The organism is Ruegeria sp. ANG-R (assembly GCF_000813985.1).
Taxonomy (GTDB): Bacteria; Pseudomonadota; Alphaproteobacteria; order Rhodobacterales; family Rhodobacteraceae; genus Ruegeria.
The window spans coordinates 1-12,082 of record NZ_JWLJ01000029.1 but is presented as its reverse complement, the minus strand read 5'-3'; the positions used below and the strand labels follow the sequence as shown (position 1 = coordinate 12,082).

13 protein-coding genes and 2 pseudogenes are annotated in these 12,082 nt (G+C 51.9%); 14 read left to right on the top strand and 1 reads right to left on the bottom strand.

The window, feature by feature from the left end:
- The first annotated feature begins 476 nt into the window (after positions 1-476).
- From RA27_RS22890 to RA27_RS23965, 10 genes and pseudogenes are all read left to right on the top strand, one after another.
- The gene (locus tag RA27_RS22890) at positions 477-731 is read left to right on the top strand and encodes a type II toxin-antitoxin system prevent-host-death family antitoxin (protein ID WP_039544590.1); all 255 of its coding nucleotides are present in this window, start codon (positions 477-479) and stop codon (positions 729-731) included.
- Positions 728-982, top strand: coding sequence for a Txe/YoeB family addiction module toxin (locus RA27_RS22885; protein WP_039544589.1), 255 nt, complete (start codon positions 728-730; stop codon positions 980-982). The genes RA27_RS22890 and RA27_RS22885 overlap by 4 nt, the downstream gene beginning before the upstream one ends.
- 7 nt (positions 983-989) lie before the next feature.
- Entirely contained in the window at positions 990-1,253 is a 264-nt protein-coding gene (locus RA27_RS22880) for a hypothetical protein (RefSeq protein WP_039544587.1), read from the top strand.
- Between the two features lie 8 nt (positions 1,254-1,261).
- The gene (locus RA27_RS22875) at positions 1,262-1,459 is read left to right on the top strand and encodes a type II toxin-antitoxin system CcdA family antitoxin (RefSeq protein ID WP_039544586.1); all 198 of its coding nucleotides are present in this window, start codon (positions 1,262-1,264) and stop codon (positions 1,457-1,459) included.
- 304 nt (positions 1,460-1,763) lie between these two features.
- The gene (locus RA27_RS22870) at positions 1,764-2,459 is read left to right on the top strand and encodes a polymorphic toxin-type HINT domain-containing protein (protein ID WP_039544584.1); all 696 of its coding nucleotides are present in this window, start codon (positions 1,764-1,766) and stop codon (positions 2,457-2,459) included.
- A 17-nt stretch (positions 2,460-2,476) separates the two neighbouring features.
- Positions 2,477-2,863, top strand: a complete 387-nt coding sequence (locus RA27_RS22865; protein WP_152610802.1) for a hypothetical protein — start codon at positions 2,477-2,479, stop codon at positions 2,861-2,863.
- Between the two features lie 278 nt (positions 2,864-3,141).
- Entirely contained in the window at positions 3,142-5,262 is a 2,121-nt protein-coding gene (locus RA27_RS22860) for a hypothetical protein (protein WP_039544579.1), read from the top strand.
- A 397-nt stretch (positions 5,263-5,659) separates the two neighbouring features.
- The gene (locus tag RA27_RS22855) at positions 5,660-6,514 is read left to right on the top strand and encodes an IS110 family transposase (protein ID WP_152610801.1); all 855 of its coding nucleotides are present in this window, start codon (positions 5,660-5,662) and stop codon (positions 6,512-6,514) included.
- Positions 6,515-7,206: 692 nt separating this feature from the next.
- Complete coding sequence (locus RA27_RS22845; RefSeq protein ID WP_039544574.1) at positions 7,207-7,740, top strand: hypothetical protein; 534 nt, start codon at positions 7,207-7,209, stop codon at positions 7,738-7,740.
- Between the two features lie 355 nt (positions 7,741-8,095).
- Positions 8,096-8,353 (top strand): annotated as a pseudogene (locus tag RA27_RS23965) (transposase); the annotation flags it as partial.
- Here RA27_RS23965 and RA27_RS22840 read toward each other — a convergent pair.
- Positions 8,352-8,606 (bottom strand): annotated as a pseudogene (locus tag RA27_RS22840) (IS66 family transposase zinc-finger binding domain-containing protein); the annotation flags it as partial. The pseudogenes RA27_RS23965 and RA27_RS22840 sit on opposite strands and share 2 nt — an antisense overlap.
- Before the next feature lie 492 nt (positions 8,607-9,098).
- Here RA27_RS22840 and RA27_RS22835 point away from each other — a divergent pair.
- The 4 genes from RA27_RS22835 to RA27_RS22825 all read left to right on the top strand — a co-directional run bounded on the left by RA27_RS22835 (position 9,099) and on the right by RA27_RS22825 (position 11,835).
- Positions 9,099-9,743 carry a TetR/AcrR family transcriptional regulator gene (locus RA27_RS22835; protein ID WP_039544565.1) on the top strand — a complete coding sequence of 215 codons (645 nt, stop codon included), beginning with the start codon at positions 9,099-9,101 and terminating at the stop codon, positions 9,741-9,743.
- Positions 9,744-10,029: 286 nt separating this feature from the next.
- A complete protein-coding gene (locus tag RA27_RS24265) occupies positions 10,030-10,440 on the top strand; it encodes a hypothetical protein (protein WP_152610800.1) in 411 nt (136 codons plus the stop codon).
- Positions 10,437-11,120: a hypothetical protein gene (locus tag RA27_RS22830; RefSeq protein WP_152610799.1), complete on the top strand. Its 684-nt coding sequence runs from the start codon at positions 10,437-10,439 to the stop codon at positions 11,118-11,120. Before RA27_RS24265 ends, RA27_RS22830 begins: the two co-directional genes overlap by 4 nt.
- Positions 11,121-11,124: 4 nt before the next feature.
- Positions 11,125-11,835 carry a hypothetical protein gene (locus RA27_RS22825; RefSeq protein WP_039544561.1) on the top strand — a complete coding sequence of 237 codons (711 nt, stop codon included), beginning with the start codon at positions 11,125-11,127 and terminating at the stop codon, positions 11,833-11,835.
- Positions 11,836-12,082: the final 247 nt, after the last annotated feature.

The following is a 12,082-nucleotide window of genomic DNA, read 5'->3' as shown; positions in this document are numbered from 1 at the left end:
TTTCCAGAGGGTAAGATCATAACACGATTCTTCGTGCTGAAGCAGGTCCGACTGGAAGTCGGAGGGTTTGCTCCAAGGCGTGGAAACAAAACAACTTGGGGTCGCGGTAGAAAAGCGTCAAAGGGCTGGGCTGGATTGCTCACCCGAACTCCTCGCCCACATCTCACCGCTTGGATGGGCGCACATCATTCTAACAGGCGAATATCGGTGGCGGAAAATACCGGTTCAAAACCCTTAACGGGGTTTTCTGCACTCAGCCCCACTCGACCCCATTTTGGAGAATGGGGCCGATATCCGCTACATCCAGCAGCTTCTCGGTCACGCGAAACTCGATACCACTCAGATTACACGCAGGTCTCCGTCCGACAGATCAAGCAGGTGCATACCTTCACGCATCCCGCGAAAATGGGCGGGGATGGGGAAGTGATCGAAGATGAAACTTGAAAATAGGTACGTAATCGCGTACATATACGGGCATGAGAGCAACGACCTATACCGACTTCCGCCGCAACCTGTCCGCCACGATTGACGGGGTTGCTGATGATCATGAACCCGTGCTGATCACGCGCAGCGGCGGCAAGCCTGCAGCTGTGCTGATGTCCTTGGAAGACTTCGCGGCCTTTGAAGAAACCCGCTATCTGCTGAGCAGCCCGGAGAACTCCAAGCGCCTGCTGAAAGCGGTGGAGGAGCTGGACGCAGACAAGGGCATTGAAAAGGCTCTGATCGAGTGAAAATTATCTTCCATGAGCAGGCTTGGGACGATTATCTCTATTGGCAGAAGCAGGATCGCAAGCTGCTGGCCCGCCTGAATAGCCTGAATAAGGAATGCACCCGAACCCCATTTGACGGCACAGGCAAGCCTGAGCCGCTGAAAGGGCAACTCTCCGGCTGGTGGTCTCGCCGTTTGAATCGGGAGCATCGGCTGGTCTACCGCGTCGAAGAAGATCAGCTTCTCATTGCCCAGTGCCGCTATCATTATTGAGGAAAATATGAGCCAGATTGACGACCTTCTCGATCAGCACCAAGGCCGCTTGCAGGCCCTTGATGATGGAATCGTCGGCGAGGTTATCGGCGTGGCTCAGGCCGTGGGTGATCTGCGCAAATCCCTTGACGATCTTGATAAGTTACTGGATGCGCGAAAGTTTGAGAAAGCGTCTGATCTGGGCTATCGTGACATCGGGTCCAACTTCATCTTCTTACAGCGCACCTTGGCGGGTCTGCAATCCGCAGAGATCGCGGCACTGCGGTTTTAGTATCTGATATGGCAGGTGAGTTGAAATGCACCTATGAGGACATCGAGGCGGATGTGAAATCCAAGATGTTCTGCCATCGCCTAAGGGCTAAAATTGCCGCAGTTGAAGTGGCTGAATGGAATCGTGAAAATGCCCAAGCCGTCGCTGAATCAGACGAATGGGTTGAGCAAAACGGCTTGCCGCTGACAAAATACCAGCCTGAATAAACCCAATCTTCTTTAGCAGCCAATTGCTTACGGCCTCCCAACCGGGCCGCATCCGATCTATGACTGGGTTATGATCTTGCGACTTCAATCCTTCTTTGCGGGCCTTCTGGCTGTGCTGACAGCGGCGCTTCTGGCGCTCGGTGCTGCCAATGCAAAACCCACGTCGGAGTGTTGTAATGCAACATTTAGGGGAGTGTGCTCGTTCCACGCTGATACATTGGTTCTAACCGATGGTGGTTTGCTCCCAATCAGCGATGTGAACACCAACATGTCGGTTTGGTCGTGAAATCCGGCCAATGGCGACATGGCTTGGCAAGCAGTTCAAGCGCAGTATTCGAACCCATATGAGGAAACAGTTTCGGTTACCGTGCGTGACGCTGAAACGGGCATTGAACAGACCATCGTTTCGAACCGTATTCACCCATACTTTGTGCAAACTGCACGCGCTGTGGCGGATTCATCGGAAGGCCATGTATATACTGGCCCGCTTGAAAATAGCCATTGGGTGGATGCTGCTGAACTGCAAACAGGTGATCGTCTGCTCAATGACGATGGCACTTGGGCGGAAGTGGTTGGCGTTGAGGTCGAAGCGGAACCACTGACAGCATTCAACCTTACCGTTGCTGAGTTCCACACATACTTCGTTGCCGCCAATGAAAACGCAGCGCCAGTGTGGGTGCACAACGATTGCTTCACCAGCGGTGTCACTGAGCGTATGAATGCTCGCGTCAACATAGACGGCGGCTCGGCAACTATTGATTTTAGATCGCAAAGGGCCACTTCACTCGATCCAAGTGATGTCAATGCACTGCGCGCGGAACTAGCTGCTGAAGGAGTTGACACGATTGTCGTCAATACTGGGTCAGTTGTTGAACCCACTGGTGTGCTGCGATCCTATCTGAATAGGCTCGCTGATCGTGGTGGTACTTGGCACGGGCTCAATGTTTATAGGGCGGGAAATCCAGCTAACGAGTTCATTTTGACTGGGTCGACGCGATAATCACATTGAGTATGGTCATGGCCCGTGTTGAGCGTAAGAAAATCCGACAACTTGCGGGTAATTCTTACGTTGATGGTTCGCAAATAGCCGACAAAATTCAGTTGCTGAAACATGGTGATGAGCGGTTCATATTCGGTATCTTTGAAAACAGTGAACAGTGGACGGTTCTGTCTGTTCAAAGTCTTTTTGCGGCGTTTGATGGTAAAAAAACACATTTGAATATCATTAAGGACGGTGCTCAGATACATAGGTATTTCGGCGTTGATGGAAATAAACATGCATCGGATGTCGTGTTGCCAAACGGTAATAAAATCTGGATGAAGTCTGTCGGGTTATCGTCGTCAATTCAGAACATAATGCTGATGCTGCAAAAGCTGCCAGAAGGGTCCGTTTTGGAGAGCTAGTTTACCGTTCCAACTCTTTTGCGGCGTTCATCAGTTCCAGTTCGGTGGTGACGCGCTCAACTAAACCTAGGACCACCTCTTACATCTGTAAAAACTGAACTTCAGAGACGGATCGATTCATCATCGATCCGATCCACTAGATGCCGGGACTGAACACCTAGAAGAAGAGATTGCAGATCTGCGCGAAGATCGCGACAAGTGGTGACAACAAGCAACAGCTCTTTTAGAAGATAGGCGGCTGAAAGGATTCTGGACCCGTTTAAGAGGAAAATAAACTAATGAAAGCCATTAGAAATACAGCATTTGCCTTCGTACTATTTGGCCCGTCTGCTGCCTTTGCAGACAATATTGAACACTATTTCACTGCGGATGGATATCAGTGTGGTCAGAACAGCTACATCGCAGAATGGAGCGTGATTGGCGACCTGGACGGTGACGTTACCATCCAAGGTTTCCTTCGCAGAGTGGATCGGGCGCGATCAACATTTGAAGGGCTTACATGGCAGTTTTCCGCTGCCGAGATGTCCGGTTCGGTTACGGCCAGTAGTACCAACGGTCGCACATTATACGAATTTGCCGACATGCTTTCGAATGCACCGCGAATCACTGCGCTAGATCGCCGAGGGGAGCCACGCGATGATTGTGCGTTTACACTTGAGGCTGCGCTGCATCCAAGTGAACGCTTCAACGCTACTATCAGCGCATTGAGCATCGCCAAACCAACGGCAAATGAAGGTCGAGTGGCAAACGATTTATTATCGCACTTGCCGCCAGCCACTATGTTGCCAACCCTCTCTCAAACAGCAACAGAGCGCGAGGTCCAAAACGGAATAGATCAGTTTTGGGACAGATACGAAGCCGCTGTTCTTGCGCGCGCAGAAAACCTGGAAGATACCGGCCTTCTAGATGAAGTGGCTCTATTCTGGGCGGAGCAAGACACGGACCAAAGAAGCCGTTTCCATGGCAATTTGCTACTTCAGGCCCAAGGCATTCGCGCTCGCTCATTACGACAACAAGCTGAAGATGCAACGCAAATAGCGATCCTAGAGAAAAGTGCGTTATGCGCACGCATTGACGGTTTCAAAATACGCTGGGACTGGGACAAATATCTCGAACTGGCTACTGGCCTGCCCCTTGAATTTTGGAACGAAACGCTCGCCGAGGACTTTCTCACTATGTCTCGTTCATGTGAGAACGCTGATACGTTTCAAAACGTGATGTCTCGTCGATGGCCCGATGTTCAAGCTCGAATCGCGGCCTTTGAAGAAGTTACAGCCGAACGAGATCGTATCGCCAATCTCGATATAACTCTCGAATCTATCGTTGCAGAAGATTGGCTGGCTCTTGACAGAACGCGTATAAACGAATGGCGTAGACTGGGACTGTCTCAAGATGACGTCTTAAGCATCATATCTCCTGCACTGGAAACACAACGGCAAGCTGCGATGGCGCAACTGCCAGAGGAACTTGGTAATCTGGCACGAGCAGAACCAATCGAGCTCAGTGCCTTCATCTCATGGTGTGATCGCAAGCGCCAGGAACTCGGTTATGCCTACAACAACGAACTTCAAACCGCCGTTTTTGAGAACTGCAATGAGGAACTTGCCGTACAGCTTCGCGAACAGGCCCTCGAAGCTATCAATGAACGCACTACCGCACTTATGAGCGCCCCTGAAGACATCGAAAACTTAGTCAAAACAGATGGTTACAGCATTGAGAATGTTATCCCGCGCATTCGCTCGAATAGCTCAGCTTTTGAACACGTCATTGCAGATATCAATGCCGCCGTTATGTCTGCTCGACAAGAGACAGAAGTCAAGTATCAAACCGTTTTAAATTCCAGTTTGGAAGGTATAAGAACAGCATTCGAAAATGCTGATCCGATGGAGGAGAGCGCTGAAGCCGCTATTGGAATGTGTGTGCCGTTTAACCGATTTAGAACGCCGCAGCGTCTAAGACCGATAAGCGACCTTTGTCAGACTTTAGGCCGTGACCTTCAAGTTCGGAGACAAGAAGCAGTGTGCGATCTAACGTGGTCAAAAATGGAAGTTCCCGAAGATGTACAGCGCGGATATTTGAGTATTCCTCAACTCTTAGGCGGTGCGCAACCTGTAAGCATTCGCGCGCTTGTATGTGACTCCACGCGAGCAGGGGTAAACGTGTGGATCGCTGAGGATAGAGGTTGGTTTTCCTCCGAAATTCGTCTGCACCGTGAAGCACAACTGCAAACAGGAACTGTAGAAATGTCAGCGCGTCTTAATGAGCCTGAAGCAGCCACTGCATCATGGTCTGTAGACGATCTAAAACTTTCGTCCGGTACAAGCCGACTTAATGAAAGCGCAACAAGCGAGGATATCATGGGATGTTTCTACTATCCCGAAACTTGCTATCAGCCCTAACTGCGTAGCAACCTTGGCAAGTCCCGCGACCCTTGCAGCACATGCACGATCTGCACTTCGCCACCCCGCTCGATGAAGAAGATCAAATAACTGTCAATGGGCACATGGCGCAGACCAGGGTGCGGGTCATCCCGCTTCTGGAAGCTACCGGGACGCGTGCCGATCGTAATCGTTCGGCCTGCCCTCACCGACGGTGATCGTTAGAGAGGGATGCAACAGGTGTCCCGGCCCCACGTTGTGGTGCCCATCCCGCGCTGCGAGATCTTGCACATCTCTCAGTGGGGAGTGCGCTTCAAATTCGCTTCTCAAATCATTGGGCGTCGAGATCTACGCGTCAGGCCACCGACGTTACGGTTACAACGTAACCGATGGGGTGGACGCCCCTCACGGCATCTCAATGTGCCAAGGTAGCGTTGCTGAAACGTGCTACAAAGAGGAGGCGTCCACGACCGAGGTTAGCATCATAGGAATAGATCTGGCGAAGAATGTGTTTCAGGCGCACGGCGCCGATGCCATCGGTCGCCGTGTTTTTTCGAAGAAGCTGTCGAGATCGCAGTTGCTGAAGTTGCTCTCTGTTTTCCCGCCATGTCTTGTTGCGATGGAGGCCTGCTCCAGCGTGCATTATTGGGGGCGGCGCATTGCTGAACTGGGGCATGAGGTGCGGCTCATTCAACCGATCTATGTGAAGCCGTTTGTGAAGCGCCAGAAGAACGATGCGGCCGATGCAGAGGCCGCGTCGCGCCCGACCATGCGCTTTGTTCAGGTGAAGTCGGCGGAGCAGCAAGCCGCAGGCATGGCGTTTAAGACCCGCGATCTCTTTGTTCGCCAAAAGACCCAAGCGATCAATGCGCTGCGCGGGCATTTGGCCGAATATGGCGTTGTCGCTCCGCAAGGCGCGGTCCATCTCAAGCGGCTTCAGGCGGCATTGGCTGACGAAGAAGACACGTTCCCTGAAGCGGTGAAGCGCCATGCGGAACTGATCCTTGATCAGATCGGCGATCTTCAGGCCAGGATCGCCCAGCTCGATGAAGAGATCGCCGCGGCGTCCCGCGCGGACGAAAGAGCGGCGAGACTGATGACCATCCCGGGCGTCAGCCCCGTGACCGCCGCCGCCATCCTTGCGCTTGCGCCGGATCCTGCCGCCTTTCGTCGGGGGAGGGATTTCTCGGCCTGGATGGGGTTGACGCCTCGACAGCATTCTTCAGGGGGGATCCGCGCAGCATTGCGGCGGCAGGCTCCATCATCGTTGTGACATCGCTTGATGCGAGTGTCTGTGATACCGATGAGGTTTTTGCGCTTTATCGTACCCGCTGCCATATCGGACTGGCCTTCAAGCGATTGAAGTCACTCATTCATATTGAGCGCCTGCCTGCAAAGGACCCCAATCTCGCAAGAGCCTGGCTGTACAGCCACCTGATATTTGCACTGTTGATCAATACCTTGTCCAGCAATACGCTGGACTCTCCCCCCTGTGGAACAGGCTGCCAAGCAACGTAGCCCATCAATTTGGAGGGTTCAGCGCTTGCTGATTGAAGCCCTCAAGCTGATCTTGCTGGGCCGACCGCAAAACGACAAGGGCCACAGCGTTGCCTATAGGCTGTTTGATCCGCGCAGACAAAGAGCATTCAAATGATGCCCATTGTTAATCCGCCCTGAAGACCCAAGCCCTTCTTGAAGGCGGTCGGTCTGGCAGTGTTGGAACAATTGCCATTCGCTCTATACGGTCTGAACTGGAAAGATCCGGTACAAAAGAGGTTTCGCTGTGGTTGCACAAATATCGACTATTGTGTGCAATCCGATCTGTGGCAATTCGCTTATCCCACGCTCGATCGTACAGAATTGTCACAATCGTAGTTTGTTTCGCTTCGTAACCGGGATCAATCTTGCACGAGCTACAGTAATTGACGACTTCGACATTGTAGTTCAAAAACTCTGGAAAATATGATGAAGAAAAGTATCGCAGTTGTATTTTTGGCGGTTCTATCTGCTTGCGCAAACGACCAGCCCCCAACAACTTCGTTCGAGGGAAAAGAGGTACCGCTTCCTGTGAACTTCCATAGTTCTGTTGCTTATGGCGGCGCTACAGGCGGAGGGCTTGCGTTTTTTGTAAATCACGGGTTTAACACGCCCATCAGCTGTGACTACAAATTCGGACAGCAAACAGGCCAGTTTACCACGCCAGAAACGGTGATATTCAATCATACAGACGAAAAACGGATTTTGGAGCTGGACTGTTCATTTGATGGTGAAATTGGCGGCAAGAGATATGCTGGTTCGCAGATGTGGGCAATAGAAACGGATTTTGACCGTGAAGGCGGGGGAACGTCAGTTGGATCATTCGGTGATCGCCGTTATGTGCGTTTCCCGAGCAACCCGTTAGGACGGCAACTTAAAGCAGCACTTATCGATTCAAAGGGTGTGCAGATGCTTCCACCGACTGTTTCAATTGGACTACGGGTGTTGCCGGTGGATGAGTAAGAGTGTTCCCAGCCGCCTGACCTATATCAACCTATTCGATGGGTTGAACGTTCGGCGACGAAAAAAGTGTTGATCACAATCAAATCAAGTAACCTGAAAGAAGAAGCTCTAAGTGCGTAGGTTACGAAACAGCTTACCAGAGGTTCGAAAGCCGCGCGGTGGATTGTGTTCTCCAGAAACAAATCCACCGCTTTCCTGTCCAATATCGCCACTCGTTAATCCGGAAACATTTACCTGATTAGGCTCCTCTGACCTTCGCCGGGCTGGATATGAATGACAACAACTGCTCAAATATGGCTTCGAGGCTACTTCATGGTCCCCCCAATCCGCTTAAGTTAGCGCCTATGGGCTGTCTGCCACGACTGGCAAGCGCGGGCGGCAACCTGAGTTCAGCGACGCGGCTATCCAAATCCGCCTCACGATGAAGAGGCTATTCGGCATGCCCCTTCGGCGGACCACCGGGTCCGTCGAAAGCTTATTGTTTCCGGCCGGGCTCGACTGGAAAGTGCCGGACTTCAGCACCCTATACCGCCGTCAGAAGACACTCAACGACGCCATCCCTTATCGTGGCGGATCTGGGCCGTCGCATCTGCTGATCGATGCGACAGGGATTTGCTGACGATCACATGAGCGATGGTGGCCTCGGTTGGCATCCCACCGGGGATCAGATGCGCCGGAGCAGGCGATTGAATAATGCCTTCTTCGCAGGATCGGCAGGCATACTTTGGGCGGCGGGTGACGATCCCCCGGAACTGGGCCGGGATGATATCGAGCCGCTCGCTGATATCCTCGCCAATCACATGCCGGTCAGCCCCACAGTCGCAGATCGTACTGTCCGGCTCGACTACCTCTTCGATACGTGGCAGACCCTAGCTGCCATGATCGTGTCTGACCGACAGACTCGTCCAGTGGATCGGCAAGTAAGCCGTGCGACGGACAAATTCCAGCGTGGCCGAAGGCGCGATCCGCCTTGTCTTCTCTGAGTATGTTCAACGGAGGTATGACGCTAACCGAATAAAATTGGCTACGCAGCGCGAAACATAGCAACCGGGTGCGTTCAAAAGCACACTGAATATGTCGTCGCGATGATGTCACCGGATGGGGTCGAAATGGCCCGCGCCACGCCCGAGAACATTGCAATTGTCAACGCTGAAGGTGTCATGCTCACACCTCGAGGCATGTGAGTAATTGCCGATCAGCAAAGAGAAGATTAAGAGCTACCTGTCGGTTCGATCCGTTCCCAGAAGTGGCTGGCGTTCCGCTTAACCAACAGATATGCAGGGTAAACGAGGTGTAACTACTTCCCGCCCAAAAGGACGGGGAGTGGTTACTGAAGTCAAATTTTACAGTCTCGATTTATGCAGCATAATGAAACAAAAAACGAGCGCCGCGAACAGATCATTGAAGGGGCGTTCTGGGCTCTTAAGGAACAGGGTCTGCCAAACCTCTCATACGATGCGATAGCCGAGTCAGCCGGCGTATCGCGCCAATTGGTGCGGTATCACTTTTCCAATTCCGAAGATCTTATGATTTCTGTCTGCGACTACCTGGCTGCATTGTATCGAGAAGCTTTGATCGCCGCCACAGTGAACGCCGCGGACGGGCCTCGCTTAGATGTATTTTTTGACTTTTATTTTGATCTACTCGAGGGCTTTCCGAAGCCGCGCGATGATCAGGTCTACGATGCCATGATGTCTTTGGCAGCACGTTCAAAACCTGTTCGATCCGCGTTGCGCGGGCAGTATCAGTTGCTTGGTGAAGTATTGAGCCACGAAATAGAACTGCAGTATCCCACGCTCACTCGCAAGAGCGCACTGGAGATTTCGTATTTGTTCGTCTGCCTGATGTATGGTCACTGGAAGATGGTTGCGACATTGGGGCTGTCCGAAGATCATAAATTTGTCACGCGCGCGGCTCTCGATAGGCTGATTCTATCGTATCTGGAAAAGGGCGCGTCCTCCGAAACAACGGCATCTGTTTGGTCAAGCGTCAAAGAAACCTAGGCATCGCCAATTTTCATATTGAAAAATCTTTTTTTCCTCTGCTTTCGCAATACACTATGAGTGTCGAGTTCATTGTGTTGTCTGTTTGTTGCAGCTGATGAGCTCGCAAGATCGCGTTTTCATTTTGAAAAATCTTGTTGCGTAAGCTTGACTAAGTCCCTAGCGCCCTCCCTAATTCGTACAAGAGTCCAAACAATTGATATTGCATAATTAAGCTTCTTCTGAAGCTTAATCTGTTGGCGGATGCTGTTAGAGTTTAGCCAATGTGTTCGTTCAGGAGCGAAATATGAGTAAGTTTGAGAGTTTAGTGTTTACCATCTTCAAGCCCTTCCAGGCCCTCGCTCTTTTTATCCTGTTTTGGTGCCCTCTGCTTACTTCTCCCGCCAACGCGCAGTTTCAGCGCGCGTTGGGCATTGATGGCACTGGCATGAGACAACCGATGCCCGCGTTTGCCGTGGCTGTGCCCAAGGGATGGCAACCGAAGGGCGGCGTCGTCTGGGGCAATCAAAGTACATGCAATCGCTATGGCTACGATATGAGTTGGGCTGCAGTCTCGCCGGACCAACGCTATGGCGTGGCCATATTGCCATCGGTGAGATGGACAAATTCAGCTCAATCAGGATTGCAAGGATGCTCGGTTTTGCAGATTGGCTCGGCACAGGATGCAATTTCTACGCTCGTATCGCAGCGCAGATGATCGACTATCGCCCCCGACCTGACTTCATTCAGGAAACAGGCATAAAGCCCGCTCAGACAGATCTCGGATATGGCTCTTGGATGCGCAATCACATTGACGCAGGTGAGGCCCTGTTCAGCTTTCGAAGTGACCAAGGGGAAGATATGCGGATGACCGTTGGTTTGCTTGTCACCGTGTTTGAAACCTATATTTCAGGCCAAGGCATGATGGCGGATATGAGGTTCATCCAAGGCGAGAGCTTGCCCGCCTGGCTTGCCTTTGCCCCCGCCGGGGAACTCGACATAATGCTTTCCGAACAAATGCGCCAGTCAATTGAGATCAACCCCAGCTGGCAGAGTGAGGTTCTCAAACATCGCAGGGCCATTGACGGGAATACCAGTCAGACGATGGCCGAAATTGGCAACATCAATCGTGATACAAACAACTACATCTCAAATTTGAACCAAAAGAGTTTCGAAGACCGCGCAGCAGCGATGGAGCGCGGGTCACAGCAGTTTTCGGACATGATGTTAGAGCGAGACAACTGGCGTGACACGGATGGCAGTCAACTAAACGCCCCCATGGGCGGGGACAATACGTGGCGTCTCGACGATGGAAGTTATGTCTCGACGGACGATCACAATTTTAATCCGCTCGAGTCGACGGGGCAGTTCGGGACACAATTGGAAAGATGGAATTGATCTAATGCGAAAATCAATATCGGTCGTACTTTTTGTTGTATGTTCAGCGATATCTGTCTCTGCACAGAACTCTTTTGGCCAACAAACCGGTGGGTTCGGACAATCGCAACAACCCGTCAACTTCGGTCAGCGGCCTGGCAACCTCGGTCAGCAACTCGGGAACTTCGGTCAGCAGTCTGGGGGCATGAACCCCGAAGTAACACAACTTCTGGATCAAATGGCTCAATATGAACGGCAGGCTTTTGGGGTTCAGCCCAAAAATGAGCTCCACAACGGGGCCATGCACGGACCAACCCCCGCGTCCATTCCCGGTGGACAAATCATTACCACAAAGGGGCTTTTTGAGCTGATCCAATCGCAGCGTACACCCTATGTCCTGTTTGATGTTTTGGGGGGCGCGCAGATGCTACCTGGCGCGACGCCACTGGCACAAGCGGCGCAGCCAGGTCAGTTTGGCGATCAAGTATCACAGCACCTTCAGCAATTCCTGCAACAGGGATTACAAGGCAACACTGAAATTCCGATGATTTTCTATTGTCAGTCCACTCAATGCTGGATGTCCTACAATGCAGCCCTCAGGGCGATTAACTTGGGGTATAAAACGTTCTTTGGTATCGAGGCGGTATCGAAGCATGGCAACATGCGGGTGGACAGGTGGTGCCGAGCAGGTAAACGAAAGATGCACTCGCCTTCAATGCTGCCGCTTCTCACTTGAGTAAAAAGGATGCGGCCGCCCGTGGTTTAACCCATATTATGGCTTTGCACTCCACCGGCCCCTATAATGTTTCAACGCCTTTCCCAAACCCATTCAGAGCATTGAGCATTGTGTCTTGATCAAGGGTCGGATCAGGTTCTGTAAACTTGCCTTCATTTTCTGTTTTGAGCGCCGTCACTTGCTTCTGAGCTTCGTTCTTGGGGTCGAGTGTGGTGGAGTGCTAAATCCCCCTTTCTCATGAGCGTTT

Excerpts from the sequence above, each read along its gene's own strand:
- RA27_RS22890 (WP_039544590.1), top strand. The coding sequence starts at position 477 with ATGAGAGCAACGACCTATACCGACTTCCGCCGCAACCTGTCCGCCACG.
- RA27_RS22880 (WP_039544587.1), top strand. The coding sequence starts at position 990 with ATGAGCCAGATTGACGACCTTCTCGATCAGCACCAAGGCCGCTTGCAG.
- RA27_RS22875 (WP_039544586.1), top strand. The coding sequence starts at position 1,262 with ATGGCAGGTGAGTTGAAATGCACCTATGAGGACATCGAGGCGGATGTG.
- RA27_RS22870 (WP_039544584.1), top strand. The coding sequence starts at position 1,764 with ATGGCTTGGCAAGCAGTTCAAGCGCAGTATTCGAACCCATATGAGGAA.
- RA27_RS22865 (WP_152610802.1), top strand. The coding sequence starts at position 2,477 with ATGGCCCGTGTTGAGCGTAAGAAAATCCGACAACTTGCGGGTAATTCT.
- RA27_RS22860 (WP_039544579.1), top strand. The coding sequence starts at position 3,142 with ATGAAAGCCATTAGAAATACAGCATTTGCCTTCGTACTATTTGGCCCG.
- RA27_RS22855 (WP_152610801.1), top strand. The coding sequence starts at position 5,660 with ATGTGCCAAGGTAGCGTTGCTGAAACGTGCTACAAAGAGGAGGCGTCC.
- RA27_RS22845 (WP_039544574.1), top strand. The coding sequence starts at position 7,207 with ATGAAGAAAAGTATCGCAGTTGTATTTTTGGCGGTTCTATCTGCTTGC.
- RA27_RS22835 (WP_039544565.1), top strand. The coding sequence starts at position 9,099 with ATGCAGCATAATGAAACAAAAAACGAGCGCCGCGAACAGATCATTGAA.
- RA27_RS24265 (WP_152610800.1), top strand. The coding sequence starts at position 10,030 with ATGAGTAAGTTTGAGAGTTTAGTGTTTACCATCTTCAAGCCCTTCCAG.
- RA27_RS22830 (WP_152610799.1), top strand. The coding sequence starts at position 10,437 with ATGATCGACTATCGCCCCCGACCTGACTTCATTCAGGAAACAGGCATA.
- RA27_RS22825 (WP_039544561.1), top strand. The coding sequence starts at position 11,125 with ATGCGAAAATCAATATCGGTCGTACTTTTTGTTGTATGTTCAGCGATA.